This window comes from Clostridium zeae (genome assembly GCF_017312485.1).
In the GTDB taxonomy this organism is placed as follows: Bacteria; Bacillota; Clostridia; order Clostridiales; family Clostridiaceae; genus Clostridium_AR; species Clostridium_AR zeae.
This window is the reverse complement of the sequence record NZ_BMBA01000002.1, coordinates 85,791-105,851: the sequence shown is the minus strand read 5'-3', so window position 1 is coordinate 105,851 and position 20,061 is coordinate 85,791. Positions and strand designations below refer to the sequence as shown.

Here is a 20,061-nt window from a genome sequence, read left to right as displayed (position 1 = left end):
GTAAGAGGGACTTATTCCATGATATCCTTATTTTAGGAGGTGAGAGCATGGAGAATTTGGAGAAGAAAAGTGCTGTTGCTCGTATGGTAAATTATATTGAAGACCATATTAACGAACCAATTACATTAAATATGTTGGCAAAAGAAGCTCAATATTCAGTTTGGTATGCTGCTCGAATATTTAAAGAAATCACTGGTAAGACACCTTTTGATTATATCAGAGTTGCTAGATTGTCAAAGGCTGCATTAATGTTAAGAAACAAAGAAAATAAAATTACTGATGTAGCATTTGATTTTGTATTTGATTCTCATGAAGGTTTTACAAGAGCCTTTTCAAAACAGTTTGGAATTACTCCAAGCAATTACTGTAATAAGCAACCGCTAATTAAGTTCTTTATACCAGAAAATATCCGTGGGAATTACCTTACATTTGAAAGAGGAGTGAATATTATGGCTGAAAATCAAAGCTCAAATACTGTTTTTGTTCAAGTAGTTGACCGTCCAGAGAGAAAGGTAATACTAAAGAGAGGTATCAAAGCTACTCACTATTTTGAGTATTGTGAAGAAGTAGGTTGTGAAGTGTGGGATGTACTTTGTGGAATAAAAGAAGCTTTGTATGAGCCTATTGGGATGTGGCTACCTATGGGGTTACGTAAGGCTGGTACTTCAGAATATTGCCAAGGAGTTGAGGTGCCAGTTACGTACTCTGGTGAAATACCAGAAGGATTCGATTTGATAGAACTACCACCATGTAAAATGATGGTTTTTCAAGGAACTCCTTATGATGATGAAAACTTTGGTGAGGAAATAGGTAAGCTATGGGATACAATGAAAAAATATGATCCTAAGGTTTATGGCTTTCAATGGGCTGACGAAGAAGCACCAAGATTTCAGCTTGCACCAATGGGCTATAGAGGTTATATAGAAGCGCGGCCAGTTAGACAATTAAATCTATAATAATAAGTTTGAAGCTCTATATTTCGTGAATATAGGGCTTTTTGTCTTAGTAAGATTAATAAATATAAAATTGATATAAAAAGCAATTTAATCTTAAGCTTGAATTACATAAAAATCTGTATAATCATGATATAATTACGATAAAACGATAAGTAGTTAATTTAAATAAAATGGAGGTTATGTATGAAAGAAACAACTTTAGTATTGCCTAGCAAGGATTATGAAAAGAGCTTTCAAGAGTATGCGTTTTCTTATAAAAATACAGAGGATAATTACTACTTTGAAAAATATAAGAAAGCAATAGAAAATTTTGATGAGTACTTGGAAGAATTATATAAGCTTTCTGAGGGTATTGATGTACCTGAGGATTCAGTAAGAACCACAAATTATTGGCTACTAGATAATAATAATGTTGTTGGAGTAGTTAGGGTGAGGCATGAGGAAATAAAGGGAGCTGGGCATATAGGATATGATATATCACCTAGCTTTAGAAATAAAGGGTATGGTTCAGAAATATTAAGACAAGCCATTGAAAAGGCAAGAGAAATTGGAATAGAAGAGCCAGTAGTCACTTGTAATACAAACAATTTAGGATCGAAAAAGATTATAGAGAAGAATAATGGATTATTACTTGGGATTGTTATTGATGAAGAAGAAAATGAAGAGCTATATGAATATAAAATTTTATCAAATAATTAATAGCAAGGCTTAGCCCACCTGTTTAGCAAGTTGTGTTAAAGAAGCAAACTAGATAATAAGTTTTTAGAAGTAAAAAAATATATAAAGTGTAATGTTTAGAATATTTCAACGCCGTATTATTCTTATAAGAGTAATACGGTGTATTTTTGTTTTTTAGAAAAATATAATTCAATGAAAGCTGTGAATAATTATGCGTAAACTCATTAAAGCGTCGGATGACTAATAGCTTAATTTCAACACATTGCTTTAATGGCTACTAAATAAAAATCTAGCCTGTCCTATAAAATAAAATAATGTTATAATTTTTTTGCCATTAACTGCTAACATTTTAGACTATTGAGCGTTATTTATATGTAGACTCAAAAAACTAATATGCATGCAGTTTAGTGTGAAGTATTTTCAAATTTAGCTAGGAGAAAGTGATGTACAATGAAGAACTTAACAAAGTCTTAAAAGAAAAATTTCTTATAGTATATAAATATTTAATTAAGAATGGATGCAATCATCATGATGCTGAAGATATTGTTCAAAATTGCTTTATAAAGCTAATAAATAATTTAGCTGGGATTGACATTAAAAAAGTTGATGCTTGGTTATTTAGAGTGGCACTAAATGAATTTTATGATTTGTGTAGGAAAGGTGCAAGATATCCTTCTGCAAATGTGGATGATGGTACTTTTCTTAACAATTTAGCTAGTGAAGAGGATTGCGAAGCTATAATTATTAATAGTTTGATTAGCGGACAAATCTCAGTTGTAATGGATAACTTAAAACCTGTGTTCAAAAATTTACTTTTGCTTAAATATGATATGGATTTAAGTTATAAGGAAATCGGGGCTCTGCTAGATATAAATGAGAATCTTGTGAAAAATTATTTGTTTAGAGCCCGTAAGCAATTTATAAAAGTTTGGGAGGAATTGAATTATGAAAGATGATTTTGAAAACAAAATTGATGATTTGTTTGATGTTAAAAATAAGAACACTAGAAAGGTTATATTGAAGGCAAAACTAAAATCAATAGGAATCTTTGCTATTATCATTGCAATTATTTCATCTATATTGTATATGGTAGCAACTAAAGTAGTAATAAAAAATATAGATGCAAAAGTTCAGACCACAATCAATGGAATTGATTTGAAGCTATTAGACAAAAAGAGTAGTGTAGCAGAGGATATAGAAAAAGAATACGAAATAATGCATCCTAATAGATATTTAGGTCAGTTAGCTTATAACAAAGGATTTCTTTCTGCAAATCTAAAATATGACACCTATAAAGTTATAGGGCAAAATGTAGTTGCAACTGAGCCTATTGAAAGAGAATTCAACTTAAAAGAAAATCTTATAACAGAGAGAGAACAAGAAGCGCATGTTAATATTTTAGGAAAAGGAGTAAGTACAATAACCCCAGAAAGTCTTCATGATCAGCTTAAGGAGGTAGATTTTTTTAACTCTCTTGGTCAAAGAAAGATGATGTTTTTCTATCCTTTTAGTGATTACAAGGATTTGTATAGAAATGATCTGCAAAAGTTAGACGAAGTAGATAATAAAAAAATAGCTGAGGTAGCTTTATCTTTTGATAAGTACTATTCAATAGAAGAAGTAAATGGGATGATTCCAAAAGGCGTAGATATAACCTGGTATTGGGTGGATACTCTTTCTGATGAGCAGAAGAAAAATATAGTGAAAAGTGATGAAAGTGATACAAAAAATATAAGAGAAGGTTATAATGGTACGAGAAAAGATGGATTGTTTAGACGTGTGGTTTCTGAAGATAGTGCTATTGGGATAAAAGCTATAGATCTAAATGGGTATAAGCTTGATAAGCCTGTAGATAAATTTGTAGAAAGTTTATACAGAAATAATTATAGTAAGAATGAATTAAATGCTATTAAGAGTGATGAAGTGAACTATTTAAAAAAAGAACTAAATATAGTGCAGGAAAATGATTCAAATAGTGCTCTAAAGTATGATTCAAAGGTCATAAAAACTGGAGGAATAGTGGTTACTGGGTCAGTGGACCAACTTAAAGTATTGAAAAATAATCCACATATAAAAGCAAGTATCTTTGGTGTAATTGCAGATAAATACTAATTCCATAAATCTAAAAAATATCTCCTTTTAATGGTCATGAAGGTGGAAGAGAATTTCATAACGAAATAAAGCTGCGATTTTTAAGCGATAATTTATAGAATTATATAAAAAAGCTGTAACCCATAGGTTACAGCTTTTATTTATAATTTTTTATGAATATAGACTTCTCTTAACGTAATACTTAGTACTACAATTAATCCACCGATTAGTGAATTGAATCCAGGAGCTTCTTTAGTAAAAATAAATACCCAAATTGGATTTAATAGAGGCTCAAGTACTGGAATTAGTATAGCTTCTATAGGGGATACATATTTAACTGCATTTGTGTAAAGTATATAGGAAATACCTACCTGAAATATTCCAAGTACTAATAAAGCTAGAACATTTTGTAGGGTTGGTAGAAAAGGAAGAAAAAATGGTATAGCTATTAAAAAGGTTATTATATTTCCTAACAGTGCCATTTCTGTAGGGGAGCCTTCTTTTTGGAGTTTTAAGAAAATAACAACTCCAGACATAGCGACACCGCTTAAAATTGCTAAAAGGTTTCCGAGCATATTTCCAGTGTTAAGATTGCCTAAAAAGAAAAGAATCATTCCTATAAAGACAAAAAAGATTGTTAACAAATCATAATTTTTTATGCTTTCCTTTAAAAATTTTTTTGAAAATAGAACAACCCATATTGGTGCTGTGAATTGCAGTAATATAGCATTAGCTGAAGTAGTCAATTTGTTGGCAGTAACAAATAAAATAAATAAACATGAATAATTTAATGCTCCGAATAATTTGGTTTTATCTTTTATATTTATAGGTTTTCTTAAATAAAGCAGCATTACTAACGACGCAATTCCACTTCGGGCACCAGCAATGGCGATTGGGTTCCAGTGTATCAATTTTATAAAAAGTCCACCAATACTCCATAGTATTGATGCTAGAATAAGATATAATAAGGCTTTTTTCTTAATATTCATGCGAACTCCTTTATATAAAAACTTCATTTGCTGAAATTATAATATTAAATAATAAGCGGTACAATTATATAAAAGATGCTTTTGTACTGGTACAAAGATATATTTTATATTAAGATTTAAGTAACAAGGAGTGCGGTTTATGGAAAAAAAGTATGAAGCTATTAAATTGTACATAAAAGATTTGATAAAAGAAAAGAAGCTAAAGCAAGGACAAAGATTGCCTGCTATAAGAGTTCTAGCAAAAGAGCATAATTGCAACAAATCAACTATAATAAAGGCCTATTCCGAATTAGAGGCTGAGCATATGATATACTCAATTCCTAAAAGTGGATATTATTTAGTGGAGCAATTAGAACATGAGAGTATAGAAGGTGAAAAGATTGATTTTACAAAGGTATTTCCACACAATAAGCTTCTTCCATATAAAGAATTTAATCACTGCATAAACAAGGCAGTGGAAAATTATAAACAAAGTTTGTTTTCTTATGGTGAAGCTCAGGGATTAAAATCTTTAAGAATTAATCTTTGTGAATATCTAGAAAAGGAACAGATATTTTCATCTTATGAAAATATAGTTATTACTACTGGAGCTCAACAGGCCTTAAGTATACTATGCAAAATGAATTTTTCTAATAATAAAAAAGTTATTTTAGTAGAGCAACCAACTTATGGGGTTATACAAAAACTTATTGAGCTTGAAGGGGTGGATTTAATAGGAATAGAAAGAGATAAAAATGGAATAGATTTATTGAAATTAGAGAAAATCTTTAAGAATGAAAATGTTAAGTTTTTTTATACTATACCTAGATTTCATAATCCATTAGGAACCAGTTATTCGGAAAAAGAAAAAAGAAAAATAGTTGATTTAGCTGAAAAGTATAATGTTTATATAATAGAAGATGATTACTTGGCAGATATAAATGTGAATAATAAAAATTTATCAATGTACTATTATGATGTATACGAAAGAGTCATTTATGTGAGAAGTTTTTCTAAAACCTTCATGCCTGGAATAAGAATAGGGGCAGCTATACTTCCTAAATACTTGACTAAAGAATTTCTTAAATACAAAACATGCTATGATTTAAATACTTCTGTGCTTTCTCAGGGAGCTTTAGAGATTTTTATTAAAAGTGGAATGCTTAGTAATCATGTAAGAAAAGTTAAGTTAGGATACTTGAAAAAGATGGAATTCGTAAAAAAGTGCATTACTTCCTTAAATTTAGAGCAAGTTATTCAAAGTGAAATATTTATACCTAAAACCGGATTTTTTATTTGGATTAAAATACCTGATGGCATAAATATGAAGATATTAATTGAGTGCTTAAATAAGAATAATGTTTATGTAGATGAAGGTGTTACGTTTTTTATCAAAGAAGAGAATAACGCAAAACATATAAGGCTATGTATAGCAAATCTTGAAGAATATGAAATAAAGCTTGGACTAAAGATAATTGGACAAGTAATTCAGAGATTACTATAAAAATATAGACTGTTAGTAGAAGCATGTTGGTTAGTGATAATCAACATGTTTTTTGCTTATTATATAATCATTACGGTTTGATAATCAACAAATTTAAACATAAATATAATTTTACGTAGTTTTACAAACTACGTATTGACTATTTTAGATTACATGATACAATATTTATATAAAATAAAATTTGTTCAATAGAGGAGAAACTTTATGATAAATATAGATATTCTTCAAGATTTATATAAAAAAAATAAAAAGTGTGGGCTTGGAACTGGAATTCAAATAGTTACGGCTGAAGATGGAAATTGGAATGTATTTATAGATTTGTTTAATACAGAATATGAAGGTAAAATCTTTGATCCAGTAGATATACATAAAAGCTCAAATAACTGGGTACGATGTTTTAAAGAAAACCAAATATTTAAAGGTTTTGGTGGAGCTGAGAACTTAGAGGAGATCTTAGAAATATTTAATAGATGGCTTAGTAATAGAGAAACTCAAATATCAAAACTTGCAGAACAGTATTAAAGATGTACCACTTCAAACTGAAAACTATTTTCAAAACTATCCTGATTTTTGATAAGAGAGTTTGAAAATATAAGTTTATTATAAGTTGGATATCTAAAGGATAATTATAATTTTAAGAGGTGAATTGTATGGAATATAAAGAGAACTATAGTGTGGTTGTATATGGAGATTCTATAACTAGAGGAGTAGTATACGATTGTGACAAGTCAAGATATACAAATATAAAAGACTGTTTTGTAAACTTAGTAAGCAGTAGTATAAATGGAACTGTATATAATGCTGGAAAGTTCGGAAATACAATAAAAAGAGGAATAAGTAAGATCTATAGTGATGTGATAAAAAAATCACCAGATATAGTTCTTATAGAATTTGGTGGAAATGATTGTGACTTTAATTGGAAGGATGTAGCCGAAAATCCTAATGTAGAACATGAGCCTAATACAGATATACCAACCTTTAAGAATATATTACTTAATATGATTGAAACAGTAAAGAATTCAGGGGCAACTCCAATATTAATGACTTTACCACCGCTAGATTCTGAGAAATATTTTAAATGGATTACAAGAGAAGATAAAAATTTTGAAGGTAACATATTAAAGTGGCTTGGAAATGAAGATAGAATCTATAAATGGCATAATCTTTATAATGATACCATAAAAGAAGTGGCAGAAAAGACAATGACTACTATAATTGATGTAAGATCTGAATTTCTTAAATATATAGATTATAGCAGATTTTTATGTATTGACGGAATACACCCAAATGAAGAAGGTCATAGTATAATAGCTCAAACTATTCTAAAATTTGTAAGAGAAAAGTATGGTTACATACTTCAAGGTAATTAAATTGAATAGATTTGTTAAAGTACAAAAACAGCTTAGATTACTTAAGGGAAATTTAAGCTGTTTTTTCCATAAAGGAAAATATAAAAATTTATGGTATCTAAAGCGAAAACTTGGAATATATTGACTTTTTAATTTTACATGACTTTTGATAATATTACATATGTTGGTTTTATAGAAAAAATAAGCCAACACTGTTGATGGACTACTGTCCCTGTAGTACAAATAAATATTTATACCTGAGGGGGAGAGTAATGAAAGTTATTGTATGTGAGGTTAATAAAGAGCCATATATTTATGAAATGGAGCAAATAGAGATACTGAATACCTTAATGGATGGGTACATGAAAATGTTTTTCAATGAAGATTCTTTTGCTGCTATATGTAAAAGAGAGAGTATTTCTAATTTGGAACCTAATAATAGACTCAATATAAATAATGATTTTATTTTGGTTGGTCTTCAATACGGTAAAATAGTATCCTTGTATGATGAACAAATTGATTATATCATCAATACATTTTTAAAAGATACGATTTAATGAGATCGATTTACTAGCATGAGGTTTTACAGTGAATTAAAATAAATGAGTTAATATGAAGAGACTATAGGGAGAAAGTATTAGTATAAGAATAATATTTTCAAAATTCAAAAAACTAATATTGGTAGTCCATTAACTTTTAATTCATGAAATAATTTGTTGATTTAGTACCTAGGTACTGATAAGAGTATGTTCCGTAGATTTTTATAGAAAAAGAATTTAAGACTAATCTATTAAAAATAAAAAATTTTAGAATGAAAGTAATAGTTTCATAAATTAACAAATATGATAAAATATAATAGTTAGATATCTAATTATTAGATGTCTAACTATTATATTTTTGTTTGGAGGGCTATAGATGAATAGTTTGGAAAGAGACTTAGAGGCTGTGAAATTACATAAATTGATTATAAAATTATCTAAGCTTCACCGAAGAAAAGCTCACGAGGCTTTTCAAAGTATTGGATTGACTGAAGGACAACCAAAGATATTAGATTATCTTTACCTCAATGATGGTTGCATTCAAAGAGAGATTGCAAGTAGCTGTAATATAGAGCCTGCAACAGTAACTAGTCTTTTAACTAATATGGAGAAGGCTGGGCTTATTCATAGGACGCAAAATGCTAATGATAAAAGAATATTAAATGTTTTTTTAACTGAGGAAGGTAAGGTGAAGCAAAAGGAAGTAAGAAATGTGTTTGAAAGTCTAGATAAAATATGCGTTTCAGGTTTTTCAACACAAGATATATTAGATGCGGAGAGGATACTAATTCAATTACATGAAAATTTGCTAAAAGGAGATAAGAAGTGATGAGAAAGCTTTTAAAATTTTTAGAAGGCAAAGCGATTTTATGGGCAGTGATAGCACCAATTGCAATGCTTTTAGAAGTAACAATGGATCTTACACAACCTAAACTAATGGCAGACATTATAGACATTGGAGTTGCTAACGGGAATCTTTCTTATGTTTTTAATGTTGGAGCAAAGATGTTATTAGTAGCTCTAATTGGGCTAATTGGTGGAAGTGCTTGTTCGATTTTTGCATCAATGGCAGCTATGAGCATGGGGGAGAAGGTTAGACAGGGGCTTTTTGACAGAATACAAACCTTATCTTTTTTAGAAATCGATAAGTTTAAGACTTCTTCTCTAATTACAAGGTTAACTAATGATGTTACTCAGATTCAAAATATGATGCTAATGGCCTTAAGAATGATGGTTCGTGCCCCTCTTATGTGTATTGGCGGTATCGTGATGTCAGTAGCTCTTAGCATAAAGTTATCATTTATATTTTTAGGGGCTGTGCCAGTTTTGTTGGTCTCAGTTATGGTTATTGTGAAGAAGTCTTTTCCGTTGTTTTTAGCTGTTCAACAAAGGATTGATAAGATAAATGTAGTAATGCGTGAAAATATACTAGGAGTTCGTGTAATTAAAGCCTTTAATATGGAGGAAAAACAATGCCAAAGATTTGATGAGGTTAATGATGATTTAATGGACAAGAGTGTCAAAGCTCAGAATATGAATATTATATTATGGCCTATAGTAACCTTTGTAATGAATGTAAGTATAATTTGCATTTTATGGTTTGGCGGAAATATGGTTTTTAAAAGATCAATTGAGATAGGAAAAATAATGGCTTTTATAAATTACCTTATTCAAATTATGAACTCTCTCATGATGGTAATAATGGGAGTTCTAAGCTTTTCGAGAGCTACGGCATCTGCGGAAAGAATAAATGAAGTATTAGAAACTAAATCTTCTATAAAAGAGAAAAACAATTCTAAGAAAATAAAAAACTTCGATATAGAATTTAAAAATGTATCGTTTAAATACAATGATAATAGTGAGCATGTTCTTAGAAACATAAGTTTTAAAGTTTTAGAAGGAGAAAAGATAGGTATAATAGGAGCCACAGGTGCAGGTAAAAGCTCACTTGTAAGCCTTATACCAAGATTATATGACGCTACTTCTGGTGAGGTTTTAATTGGTGGTGTAAATGTACGGGAATTAAAAATGAAGGATTTAAGAGAAAAGATTGGAGTTGTGCTTCAAGAAAGCATACTTTTCTCAGGAACTATTGAAGATAATTTAAAGTTTGGTGCTGCAGAGTGTGATTTTAATATGATGGAGAGTGCTTCTAAGGATGCACAAGCAAATGAGTTTATTACGGCTAAAGAGACCGGATATAAAAGTGTGGTAGAGCAAAGAGGTAAAAATTTATCTGGTGGACAGAAACAAAGACTTTCTATAGCAAGAACGTTGATAAAAAATCCTAATATATTAATAATGGATGATTCATCTAGTGCCTTAGACATGGCAACTGAAGCAAAGCTACAAAAAGCATTAAATGTAAGAATGGAAAAAAGTACTGTGCTAATCATAGCACAAAGAATTTCGGCAGTAATGGATTCAGATAAGATTCTTGTTCTTGATAATGGGGAAATATCATCAATGGGTACTCATAAAGAACTTCTAAATATCAGTGAGATATATCGAAGTATTGCTATCTCACAGCTTGGAGAGGAGGTTGTATTAAATGCCTAGTCATAAAGAATTATCAGTAGTTAGACCAGGGGGACCAGGTCACATGAACTGGTTTAACAAAAAGTCTGAAAAACTTAGAGATCCACTCGGGGCTGTAAAAAGAATTTTATCATATCTAATGGATAAGAAAAAAATTATGGTGGTTGTTTTTATACTTTGTATTATAACTACTTTAATAACTATCACTGGTACAAGGCTTAATGGATACACGGTAGATAATTTTATAGAAAAAGGTGATATGCAAGGACTTTTAAAGATTTGTATAATTCTAGGCTACATCTATATCGTTGGTATAGCTTCAACGTATATTCAAAATAAAATAATGGTAAACATAGCTCAAAAGACTTCCGCTGATATACGAAAAGATTTATTTAAAACCATGCAGAACTTACCTTTAAAGTATTTTGATTCTCATTCTAGTGGAGATTTGATGAGTAGACTTACTAACGACGTGGACAACATAAATACTACTCTTTCTCAAAATATAACTCAGCTATTTTCTGGTGTGATTAATATATTAGGGATGCTAATAGCTATGCTAATTTTAAGTCCAATACTGACCTTGGTAGGACTTTTAACAACCCCTATAATGTTTGTCATGACAAAACTAGTAGTAAGTAAAACTCAGCCCTTTTTTATAACTCAACAGAAGGAATTAGGTAATTTAAATGGATATATTGAAGAAATGGTTTCTGGTCAGAAAGCAATTTTACTTTTTTCTAAAGAAGAACATGTAAAAGAGGAATTTTCTAAAATAAATAAAAGACTTACTAAAAGTGCTATATTCGCTCAGGGGTTATCTGGAATTATGGGGCCGGTAAATAATTTTGTAAATAACTTAACGTATTTAGTTGTGGCAGTAAGTGGTGGATACCTTATGCTTCATGGAGCGCATATTACTGTAGGTATTGTGCTTACGTTTATCCTGTATATGAGGAATTTTACAAGGCCTATCAATGAGATTTTAAACATATTCAATAGTATCCAATCTGCGCTAGCAGGAGCTGAGAGAATATTTGAAGTATTAGATGAAAAGCCAGAACAAGACTTAAAGGATGCTAAGATAATAGAGAGTATTGATGGTGAAGTAGATTTAAAAGATGTTCATTTCTCATATAATAAAGAAAAAGCTATACTAAAAGGTATTAATATTAAAGCTAAAAAAGGAGAGACAATAGCTATTGTAGGACCTACTGGTTCAGGTAAAACAACTATTATAAATTTATTAAATAAATTTTATGATATAGACAGTGGTGAGATAGCCATAGATAAAATGAATATTGAAGGTATAAGAAGAAAAAGTCTTAGGAAAACAATATCAATAGTACTTCAGGATACTTTTCTTTTCTCAGATACAGTAAGAGAAAACATACGATATGGTAGAATAACTGCAACTGATAGTGAAGTTGAAAATGCTGCAAAGCTTGCAAATGCGGATTTGTTCATAAAACAACTACCTGAAGGTTATGATACAGTGTTATCTGATAATGGAAGTAATTTATCTCAGGGACAAAGACAGCTGCTTGCCATTGCAAGAGCAGTACTTGCTAAATCATCTATTCTTATTTTAGATGAAGCAACTTCATCCATTGACACACGTACTGAAGTTCATATTCAGGAGGCAATGCTAAAGCTTATGGAGGGAAAGACAACTTTTGTAATCGCTCATAGATTAAGTACAATTAGAAATGCTGATAAAATAGTTGTTGTAAAAGATGGAGAAATTATTGAAAATGGACATCATGATGAGTTAATAGATAATAAAGGTTTTTATTATAATCTTTACAACAGTCAGTTTAATACGGGGATGAGCATATAGAATTCTTTGTAGAATCTATTTTGTTTAGAAATATAAATAAGAATTATTTAAAGTTGTTAGAAAAATGCTCGAAATCTATACAGAATTATAGATGAGGTTGAGCTTGTTTTGCTCACATTATACAATTTAACTAAGATGCTTAGAAAGTATTATAAATAATATGTTTTTATTTATAATACTTTTTTCTTTACAAGAAAGTATAAAAAAATAGGTTAATATGACTTACATCTGTATAAATTTAGTGAAAATAAAATTTACTTACATGGAAGACTACACTTAGAGTATTTAGGAAAGAAATTTGTACAAAAGATAACAAGTAGATTACTTGATTCAATAAGTTAGATAAAAGTTTTATAAATGGATAGGGAGATGGAATATGATTAAAAAGAGTATTAATGTTAAAGAATTATTGGAACTTAGTGGAGAAAAGGTGTTTCTAAAAAAGCTAGGAAAAGAATATGAAGATGAATATTGTAGGACATTTAATGAAGGAGATATAGAAACAACAATTTTTACTGGAACACAACAGGTGTTTAGTAAAACAGATGTAGAAAGCTATCTGCAAAATATATCTTTAGATAGTAGCAGAGTAGATTTTATTATATTTTCAAAAATAACAAAGAAGATAGTAGGCGAAGTTGTTATAAACGATATTTATAGAAATAATAGAAGTAGCGGTCTCAGGATTTGTATGTTTAAGAAGGAGGATTTTAGCAAAGGATATGGAACTGAAGCGTTATTTCTAGCATTGCATTATGGGTTCGGTATGCTTAATCTCCATAGAATTGAACTTGAAGCTTTGATTTTTAATGAAAGGGCAATACAATTATATGAAAAAGTAGGTTTTAAAAAAGAAGGAATAAAGAGAGATGGCTGGTATTTCAATCATAGATATTATGATTTAGTAACTATGAGCATTTTAGAAGATGAATTTAGACAAAAGTATATTGATAATCAATTTAATCTTAAAGACTTTTTATAAATTATAAAAACAGGCTACTTCACTTAAAAATTACTAAGAAAGTTTTCATGATTTCAAATAAGAAATTTTTAATGATGATTGGTAAGTATATAGTAATTTCATAATTATGGTATTATTTTAATTGTTTTGGTGAATACTACTCTTAAATATTTAAGGGTGATGAAGATGCAAAGAATTAAAGACTTTGAATATGTGAATGCATATAATATACAAGGTAGAAAGCTAGGTTCCATAAAAGAAATATATATTGATTTTTTCAATGGAAAACTTAAAGGCTTTGAAGTAAATAGAAGAGGGTTAAAAAAAGAAAACTTTATAAATATACAAGATATAATAACGCTAAATAAAAGTTTGATATTTGATAAATTCAGTAAGGTGCAAGGTCTTCCTTTTTGTAAGATTAAAAGTATGGATGTAGTAGACAAATGTGGTGAGATAGTAGGGGTAGTTGAGGATATAGTTATTGATCCATCGGATTATACCATTAAGGGACTAATAATATCTTCTGGTTTTATAAACAAGTTGATAAAAGGAAAGAATATAGTGTTGCTAAATCAAATCATACTAGGGGAAAAGTTTATTTTGTATTATGGAAGCTATAATGTGATATTAAAGTCAATACCACATAACTTTACAAAAGGAGATTGCTATGAAGAAACCTAGTAAAAAAGTTATAATCAATTTGATATTAGCGGCAATAATCCTAATAGTTGTGGTTCTATATATTAAATTAAGGATTATAAGAGAAGTTATCTTTATTATCATTTTTTCCTTTATTGTTTCATATACATTAAAACCACTTTTAATGTACAGCATGGAAAAGACCAAGATAAATAAGAAGCTTGGAGCAGCTTTAATTATTTTAGCTTTATTTAGCTTTGTGATGATTATAGTAGTAGGAGTAATTCCTTCACTTTTTAAAGAAGGTGCAAATATAGAAACTATAATGAACTCTGTAGAGAGGTTAGTAAACTGGGTTAATTCGAAAGTGCATATGAGTCAATATGGAATTTTTGATACTCTAAGTGTGCAAATTAACGAAAGGTTAAATGTAGCGTTAAGCAATTTTTCTGAGAAGGCTTTTGATAGCTTAGTAGATTTTAGTGAAAATTTGCTTTCTCTTGCAGTTGTTCCAGTTGTAAGTTACTATTTTTTGGCTGAAGGCAATATCATAGAAAATAAGCTTCTACTATTAGTTCCAATAAAAAAAAGATCTATTATTAAAAGAATAATAAGTGATATTGATAAGGCTTTAGGTAGATATATATTTAGTCAGTTTGTATTATGCATAATAATTGGAATACTTACTTTCTTTGTGCTCGTATGCTTGAAAATACAGTTTCCTATTTTGTTATCAATTTTTAATGCAGTGGTAAACATAATACCTTATTTTGGCCCACTGATCGGTGCAATACCTGCAATTTTAGTAGCTTTAATTCAGTCACCAACCAAAGCTATATACGCTACTATATTGCTTTTTATAATACAGCAGGTTGAAGGAAACTTGATTTCCCCTCAAATAACAGCTTCAAGTATAAAAATGCATCCGCTGTTAATAATAATACTCTTACTAATAGGTGAAAAAATTGGTGGCTTTTTTGGAATGATTCTCGCAATACCTATAGGAGTAATAATCAAAGTTATTTATGAAGATATTGATTATCATATGTACTAGATATAATAAATAGACATTGACAAAGAAATATCTACTCCCGAATAATCAACATTATTACAATATAAACCATAAATTGAGCATATTTTTAAGTAAATATTGACAGAGATAAAACATTATCATATAATTTGCCTATAAAGTTAATAACGGTGTGATGACAAGAATAAGTAGATAAATTATGGCTACAAAGAGAAGAAGTGGTTGGTGAAAACTTCTTAGCATAATTATTGAAAGCTATCTTAGAGCACTTTTCTTAAGAGATGTATTTATTTAAGTACATAATTAGGGTGGTACCGCGGAAGTATAGCTTTCGTCCCTTGCTGGGATGAGGGCTTTTTTTATTTGCATATATAAGAATGGAGGAAATAATATGAAATACATGGGAGCAAACGAATTAAGAGATGCATATCTAAAGTTTTTTGAAAGTAAAGATCATTTAGTAATGCCATCATTCTCATTAGTACCAAAGAATGATAAGAGCTTACTTTTAATAAATGCTGGTATGGCACCTTTAAAACCATATTTTACGGGAGTTGAAGAACCACCAAGAAAGAGAGTGGCTACTTGTCAAAAGTGTATAAGAACTGGTGATATAGAAAATGTAGGAAAGACTTCAAGACATGGTACTTTCTTTGAAATGCTCGGAAACTTTTCATTTGGAGATTATTTTAAGAACGAAATAATTCCATGGGCATGGGAATTTATAACTGAAACTCTTTCTATACCTAAAGATAAATTATATGTGACTATATACTTAGAAGATGATGAAGCTTTCGATATATGGACTTCTAAAACAGATGTAGATCCAAGTAGAATATTTAGACTAGGTAAAGACGATAACTTCTGGGAAATAGGAGTTGGACCATGTGGACCATGTACAGAAATACACTTTGACAGAGGTGATGGGAAGATTACTTCTGTAGAAGAGTTTGTAAAGGCAGCAGATGAAGATAGAGTAGTAGAATTCTGGAATCTAGTTTTCACTCAATTTGATAAAGACGAAGATGGAAATTACAACAGATTAGCTAAGCCTAATATTGATACAGGTATGGGACTTGAAAGAATTACTACTATTATGCAAGGTGTAGATAATATTTTTGAGATTGACACCGTTAAAAATATATTAGGAACTGTAAGTAAAATAGCAAATGTAGAATATAAATCAGATGACAATAAAGATATTTCTTTAAGAATAATAACTGATCACGTAAAAGGTGTAACTATGCTAATATGTGATGGAGTTCAACCTTCAAATGAAGGAAGGGGTTATGTTTTAAGAAGACTTCTTAGAAGAGCTGCTAGACATGGAAGATTACTAGGAATTAAAGATTTATTCTTAACTAAAATAGTTGATTCAGTTGTTGAAAATTATTCAAGTGGTTATCCTGAACTTTTAGAAAAGGCACATTATATAAAGAAAGTAGTCTTATTAGAAGAAGAAAGATTTAATGAAACTATAGACAGCGGAATGGATATACTTAAAGGCTATATAGGAGAACTTGAAGCTGCTAAAGGAGAAGTTCTTTCAGGAGAAAAAGTATTCAAACTATATGATACTTATGGATTTCCATTAGAGTTAACTGAAGAAATACTTGAAGAAAAAGGCATGAAGGTAGATCTTGAAGGCTTTAATAAAGAAATGAAGGAACAAAGAGAGAGAGCAAGAGCTGCAAGAGGAACTACAAGCTACATGGGTAGTGATGAGATTCCTGTAAATAAAATAGAATCAACTATAAGCACAAACTTCGATGGTTATGGAACAATAAAACATCAAGGAATAGTACTTTTACTTTCAGATACTACAGAATTCAAAGAAGAGTTATCAGAAGGTGAAGAAGGTTTCTTAGTTGTTGATAAAACACCATTCTATGCTGAAATGGGTGGTCAAGTAGGAGATACTGGAGTAATAACTGGAGAAGGATTTAGAGCGGAAGTTTTAGATTGTAAGAAGAATCCTGGTGGAAAGATTTATCATGTTATAAAGGTTACTTATGGTACTGTTAAAGTTAATGATACTGTAAGTCTTGAAGTTGATAATATAAGAAGAAACAGTATATGCAAGAATCATACAGCTACTCATATGCTTCATGAAGCATTAAGAGAAGTGCTTGGTGAGCATGTAAATCAATCTGGATCATATGTAGATAGTGAAAGACTAAGATTTGACTTTACTCATTTCTCAGCATTATCAGCTGAAGAGTTAGATAAAGTTGAAACTATGGTAAATGAAAAAATAATGGAAGCATACTCTGTTTGCACAGATGTAATGACTATAGATCAAGCAAAGAACAGTGGAGCTATGGCTTTATTTGATGATAAATACAGTGATGAAGTTAGAGTTGTATCCATAGGTGATTTCTCAAAAGAACTTTGTGGAGGTACTCATGTAAGCAATTCAGGACAAATTGGATTATTTAAAGTAGTCTCTGAAACTGGTGTTGCAGCAGGAATAAGAAGAATAGAAGCGTTAACTGGCTTTAATGCAATAAAACATTTTGAAAGCAAAAGTGAAATCATAAGAGAAGTTACTTCAACACTTAAATGTAATGAAAAAGATATTTTAAGAAAGTTACATTCACAAACTGTTGATTTAAAAGAAAAAGAAAAAGAAATACAAGAGCTTAAGCTTAAGATGGTTCAAGGTTCTGAAAATGATATTATAGATAGTGCTAAAGAAATTAAAGGTGTAAAAGTTGTAGCTTCAACTGTTGAAGGCCTTGATGGAAATGCGCTTAGAGATTTAGCTGATAAGATAAGAAACAAAGTTGGTAATGGAGTAGTTGTTCTAGGAAGTGCATCTGACGGAAAAGTTAACCTTGTAGCTATGGCAACTAGAGATGCTATAGAAAAAGGAATACATTGTGGTAAGATAATAAAAGAAGTAGCAACAATCGCTGGCGGTGGCGGTGGCGGAAGACCAGATATGGCTCAAGCTGGAGGTAAGAACCCAGAAAAGCTAAACGAGGCGTTAGCGAAAGTAAATGAGTTAGTAGAATTATTGGTAAAATAGTGTACATTTCCATAAATATCATTTATAATTATATTAAACATAAAACAGAATAAACAATTGTTAGTAGGTTAATACTAATTTATATGATATTTAAATAATTTTTTCATGTGAACCAGTAAGGGGGTGAAGCTGCAACTTTAAGCAGCGAACTTATGGCAAATAATTTAGATCATACAATGCAATTTGACTTTACAAAGAATAAAAAAGACTTGACGAAGGCTATCTTGAATGAGGTTTATAATTCTTTAAAAGAAAAAGGTTACAACCCTGTAAATCAACTTGTAGGTTATTTAATTTCAGGAGACCCTACTTACATCACAAATTACAATGGTGCAAGGGCTTTGGTAAGAAAACTTGAAAGAGATGAAATTCTTGAAGAGGTAATAAAATCTTATCTAGAGATAAAATAGAGGGTGCCCATTTGGGTACCCTTTAATGTTATAAAATATAATAAAATTTATTTTTAAGTTTTTACTTTGGGTATAATTGAATTTTTTTTCATTAAGAAGGTTATTATTTAACTTATAGGGGAAATTAATATTTAATTAAGAATCTTTTTTAAAATTATATTAAGATACCTGTAACTTATAAAACTATATAATAATCAATCTAACCTCTTAAATAAAATAAATTTTATTTACACAATATATATATGGATATTAATTTAATTCATATATTTAAGTAAACCTTATAAATAAGTATTGTTAATAGTCCCTATAGGAGAAGACGATGCGTATAATAGGATTAGATTTTGGACAAAAAACTATTGGGGTGGCAGTATCAGATCCTTTAGGATTTACTGCTCAAGGAATCACAACGATTAGAAGAAAAAACTTCAGATATGATCTCGAAGAAGTGAAGAAAATCTTTGATGAGTACAATGCAGAGCTCATTGTTATAGGACTTCCTAAAAACATGAATGGAACAATTGGTCCTTCAGGCGAAATGGCTCAAGATTTTGGAAAACGACTTGTTGAATTATTCAACCCTAAAATTGAATTTTGGGATGAGAGACTTACTACTGTTGCGGCTCATCGTGCAATGCTAGAAGCGGATTTATCAAGAAATAAAAGAAAAAAGATAGTTGATAAGATTGCAGCTACATTTATCCTTCAAGGTTATCTTGATAGATTGGCAAAGCAATAATTGACTTTCATTCAATAAAATTAAAATACAATATAAAAGGAGTGTTTTTTAATGGAAAATAATATTGATACAATAGTATTGCTAGATGAAGATGGAATTGAAACTGAATTTGAGGTTATTACAAAACTTGATATTGAAGAAAATGAATACGTAATCGTAGTTCCAGTAGATGGATCAGAAGATGACGCAATCGCTTTAAAAATCGTTGCAGATGAAGAGGGAAATGATGCTTTGATAACAGTGGAAGATGAGGAAGAATTTGCAATGGTTGCAGAAGCGTATGAAACTCTTTTTGCAGATGACTTAAATTAATAAAGAGAGGTTTTAGCATGTCACAGGTATCATCAAAAGACTATAATCAATTAAAAGAAGATTTGAAAAAGAAAGGCTACAAATTGACTCCGCAAAGAAGAGCAATTGTAGATACGATTCTATTAAATAAAGGCAAGCATCTTACAGCTGAAGAAATTTATGATGAAGTTAAAGTAGGTTGTCCTGAGATAGGATTAGCTACTGTATATAGAACTATCCTACTTCTAGAAGAGATGGGGATAATATATAGACTTGATTTAAATGATGGAAGTGCAAGATATGAAATGGCTCATGATGATGAGCATCATAGACACCATCATTTAGTTTGCAATAACTGTGGTAAGGTAATTGAAGTTGAAGCGGATTTACTTGATGATTTAGAAGAACTAATTGAAAAAAAATGCGACTTCAAAATAATGGATCACAGCGTGAAATTTTATGGCTTATGCAGCGAATGTGTTGATAAAGACATATAA

Annotated in this window: 20 protein-coding genes and 1 other annotated feature; of the genes, 19 read left to right on the top strand and 1 reads right to left on the bottom strand. The window is 30.0% G+C overall.

Annotated features, from left to right (window positions below; all coding sequences use genetic code 11):
- Positions 1-47: 47 nt before the first annotated feature.
- From J3477_RS09875 to J3477_RS09860, 4 genes are all read left to right on the top strand, one after another.
- Entirely contained in the window at positions 48-956 is a 909-nt protein-coding gene (locus tag J3477_RS09875; RefSeq protein WP_206869799.1) for a helix-turn-helix transcriptional regulator, read from the top strand.
- Between the two features lie 183 nt (positions 957-1,139).
- The gene (locus tag J3477_RS09870; protein WP_206869798.1) at positions 1,140-1,655 is read left to right on the top strand and encodes a GNAT family N-acetyltransferase; all 516 of its coding nucleotides are present in this window, start codon (positions 1,140-1,142) and stop codon (positions 1,653-1,655) included.
- A 422-nt stretch (positions 1,656-2,077) separates the two neighbouring features.
- Entirely contained in the window at positions 2,078-2,590 is a 513-nt protein-coding gene (locus J3477_RS09865; RefSeq protein ID WP_206869797.1) for an RNA polymerase sigma factor, read from the top strand.
- A complete protein-coding gene (locus tag J3477_RS09860) occupies positions 2,580-3,746 on the top strand; it encodes an anti sigma factor C-terminal domain-containing protein (RefSeq protein WP_206869796.1) in 1,167 nt (388 codons plus the stop codon). Before J3477_RS09865 ends, J3477_RS09860 begins: the two co-directional genes overlap by 11 nt.
- Positions 3,747-3,886: 140 nt before the next feature.
- On the opposite strand, the gene J3477_RS09855 is transcribed toward J3477_RS09860, so the two are convergent.
- Positions 3,887-4,714: a DMT family transporter gene (locus J3477_RS09855; RefSeq protein ID WP_206869795.1), complete on the bottom strand. Its 828-nt coding sequence runs from the start codon at positions 4,712-4,714 to the stop codon at positions 3,887-3,889.
- Between the two features lie 139 nt (positions 4,715-4,853).
- Here J3477_RS09855 and J3477_RS09850 point away from each other — a divergent pair, with 139 nt between their 5' ends.
- The 15 genes from J3477_RS09850 to J3477_RS09780 all read left to right on the top strand — a co-directional run bounded on the left by J3477_RS09850 (position 4,854) and on the right by J3477_RS09780 (position 20,061).
- Entirely contained in the window at positions 4,854-6,197 is a 1,344-nt protein-coding gene (locus J3477_RS09850; RefSeq protein ID WP_206869794.1) for an aminotransferase-like domain-containing protein, read from the top strand.
- Positions 6,198-6,401: 204 nt separating this feature from the next.
- Positions 6,402-6,719, top strand: coding sequence for an Imm53 family immunity protein (locus tag J3477_RS09845; RefSeq protein WP_206869793.1), 318 nt, complete (start codon positions 6,402-6,404; stop codon positions 6,717-6,719).
- 128 nt (positions 6,720-6,847) lie between these two features.
- Positions 6,848-7,567 (top strand): SGNH/GDSL hydrolase family protein, encoded by a 720-nt coding sequence (locus tag J3477_RS09840; protein ID WP_206869792.1) that lies wholly within the window; start codon positions 6,848-6,850, stop codon positions 7,565-7,567.
- Between the two features lie 251 nt (positions 7,568-7,818).
- On the top strand, positions 7,819-8,103 hold the full coding sequence (locus J3477_RS09835) for a DUF3846 domain-containing protein (protein ID WP_206869791.1): 285 nt from the start codon (positions 7,819-7,821) through the stop codon (positions 8,101-8,103).
- A 358-nt stretch (positions 8,104-8,461) separates the two neighbouring features.
- On the top strand, positions 8,462-8,914 hold the full coding sequence (locus tag J3477_RS09830) for a MarR family winged helix-turn-helix transcriptional regulator (RefSeq protein WP_206869790.1): 453 nt from the start codon (positions 8,462-8,464) through the stop codon (positions 8,912-8,914).
- Positions 8,914-10,644 carry an ABC transporter ATP-binding protein gene (locus J3477_RS09825; RefSeq protein ID WP_206869789.1) on the top strand — a complete coding sequence of 577 codons (1,731 nt, stop codon included), beginning with the start codon at positions 8,914-8,916 and terminating at the stop codon, positions 10,642-10,644. Before J3477_RS09830 ends, J3477_RS09825 begins: the two co-directional genes overlap by 1 nt.
- Entirely contained in the window at positions 10,637-12,463 is a 1,827-nt protein-coding gene (locus J3477_RS09820) for an ABC transporter ATP-binding protein (protein ID WP_206869788.1), read from the top strand. Before J3477_RS09825 ends, J3477_RS09820 begins: the two co-directional genes overlap by 8 nt.
- Before the next feature lie 376 nt (positions 12,464-12,839).
- Entirely contained in the window at positions 12,840-13,445 is a 606-nt protein-coding gene (locus J3477_RS09815) for a GNAT family N-acetyltransferase (RefSeq protein WP_206869787.1), read from the top strand.
- Positions 13,446-13,610: 165 nt separating this feature from the next.
- A complete protein-coding gene (locus tag J3477_RS09810; protein ID WP_206869786.1) occupies positions 13,611-14,108 on the top strand; it encodes a PRC-barrel domain-containing protein in 498 nt (165 codons plus the stop codon).
- The gene (locus tag J3477_RS09805) at positions 14,095-15,120 is read left to right on the top strand and encodes an AI-2E family transporter (RefSeq protein WP_206869785.1); all 1,026 of its coding nucleotides are present in this window, start codon (positions 14,095-14,097) and stop codon (positions 15,118-15,120) included. Before J3477_RS09810 ends, J3477_RS09805 begins: the two co-directional genes overlap by 14 nt.
- A gap of 142 nt (positions 15,121-15,262) precedes the next feature.
- Positions 15,263-15,438 (top strand) — a binding site (T-box leader).
- Positions 15,439-15,487: 49 nt separating this feature from the next.
- The gene (gene alaS, locus J3477_RS09800) at positions 15,488-18,127 is read left to right on the top strand and encodes an alanine--tRNA ligase (RefSeq protein WP_206869784.1); all 2,640 of its coding nucleotides are present in this window, start codon (positions 15,488-15,490) and stop codon (positions 18,125-18,127) included.
- 152 nt (positions 18,128-18,279) lie between these two features.
- Entirely contained in the window at positions 18,280-18,537 is a 258-nt protein-coding gene (locus tag J3477_RS09795) for an IreB family regulatory phosphoprotein (protein ID WP_183276796.1), read from the top strand.
- Between the two features lie 319 nt (positions 18,538-18,856).
- Positions 18,857-19,273, top strand: coding sequence for a Holliday junction resolvase RuvX (ruvX, locus tag J3477_RS09790; RefSeq protein WP_183276797.1), 417 nt, complete (start codon positions 18,857-18,859; stop codon positions 19,271-19,273).
- A gap of 51 nt (positions 19,274-19,324) precedes the next feature.
- A complete protein-coding gene (locus J3477_RS09785; protein ID WP_206869783.1) occupies positions 19,325-19,585 on the top strand; it encodes a DUF1292 domain-containing protein in 261 nt (86 codons plus the stop codon).
- 17 nt (positions 19,586-19,602) lie between these two features.
- The gene (locus J3477_RS09780; RefSeq protein ID WP_200274227.1) at positions 19,603-20,061 is read left to right on the top strand and encodes a Fur family transcriptional regulator; all 459 of its coding nucleotides are present in this window, start codon (positions 19,603-19,605) and stop codon (positions 20,059-20,061) included.

What these genes read in the sequence shown, in the direction of transcription:
- J3477_RS09875 (WP_206869799.1), top strand. Translation starts at nt 48, where the DNA reads ATGGAGAATTTGGAGAAGAAAAGTGCTGTTGCTCGTATGGTAAATTAT.
- J3477_RS09870 (WP_206869798.1), top strand. Translation starts at nt 1,140, where the DNA reads ATGAAAGAAACAACTTTAGTATTGCCTAGCAAGGATTATGAAAAGAGC.
- J3477_RS09865 (WP_206869797.1), top strand. Translation starts at nt 2,078, where the DNA reads ATGTACAATGAAGAACTTAACAAAGTCTTAAAAGAAAAATTTCTTATA.
- J3477_RS09860 (WP_206869796.1), top strand. Translation starts at nt 2,580, where the DNA reads ATGAAAGATGATTTTGAAAACAAAATTGATGATTTGTTTGATGTTAAA.
- J3477_RS09855 (WP_206869795.1), bottom strand. Translation starts at nt 4,714, where the DNA reads ATGAATATTAAGAAAAAAGCCTTATTATATCTTATTCTAGCATCAATA.
- J3477_RS09850 (WP_206869794.1), top strand. Translation starts at nt 4,854, where the DNA reads ATGGAAAAAAAGTATGAAGCTATTAAATTGTACATAAAAGATTTGATA.
- J3477_RS09845 (WP_206869793.1), top strand. Translation starts at nt 6,402, where the DNA reads ATGATAAATATAGATATTCTTCAAGATTTATATAAAAAAAATAAAAAG.
- J3477_RS09840 (WP_206869792.1), top strand. Translation starts at nt 6,848, where the DNA reads ATGGAATATAAAGAGAACTATAGTGTGGTTGTATATGGAGATTCTATA.
- J3477_RS09835 (WP_206869791.1), top strand. Translation starts at nt 7,819, where the DNA reads ATGAAAGTTATTGTATGTGAGGTTAATAAAGAGCCATATATTTATGAA.
- J3477_RS09830 (WP_206869790.1), top strand. Translation starts at nt 8,462, where the DNA reads ATGAATAGTTTGGAAAGAGACTTAGAGGCTGTGAAATTACATAAATTG.
- J3477_RS09825 (WP_206869789.1), top strand. Translation starts at nt 8,914, where the DNA reads ATGAGAAAGCTTTTAAAATTTTTAGAAGGCAAAGCGATTTTATGGGCA.
- J3477_RS09820 (WP_206869788.1), top strand. Translation starts at nt 10,637, where the DNA reads ATGCCTAGTCATAAAGAATTATCAGTAGTTAGACCAGGGGGACCAGGT.
- J3477_RS09815 (WP_206869787.1), top strand. Translation starts at nt 12,840, where the DNA reads ATGATTAAAAAGAGTATTAATGTTAAAGAATTATTGGAACTTAGTGGA.
- J3477_RS09810 (WP_206869786.1), top strand. Translation starts at nt 13,611, where the DNA reads ATGCAAAGAATTAAAGACTTTGAATATGTGAATGCATATAATATACAA.
- J3477_RS09805 (WP_206869785.1), top strand. Translation starts at nt 14,095, where the DNA reads ATGAAGAAACCTAGTAAAAAAGTTATAATCAATTTGATATTAGCGGCA.
- alaS (WP_206869784.1), top strand. Translation starts at nt 15,488, where the DNA reads ATGAAATACATGGGAGCAAACGAATTAAGAGATGCATATCTAAAGTTT.
- J3477_RS09795 (WP_183276796.1), top strand. Translation starts at nt 18,280, where the DNA reads ATGGCAAATAATTTAGATCATACAATGCAATTTGACTTTACAAAGAAT.
- ruvX (WP_183276797.1), top strand. Translation starts at nt 18,857, where the DNA reads ATGCGTATAATAGGATTAGATTTTGGACAAAAAACTATTGGGGTGGCA.
- J3477_RS09785 (WP_206869783.1), top strand. Translation starts at nt 19,325, where the DNA reads ATGGAAAATAATATTGATACAATAGTATTGCTAGATGAAGATGGAATT.
- J3477_RS09780 (WP_200274227.1), top strand. Translation starts at nt 19,603, where the DNA reads ATGTCACAGGTATCATCAAAAGACTATAATCAATTAAAAGAAGATTTG.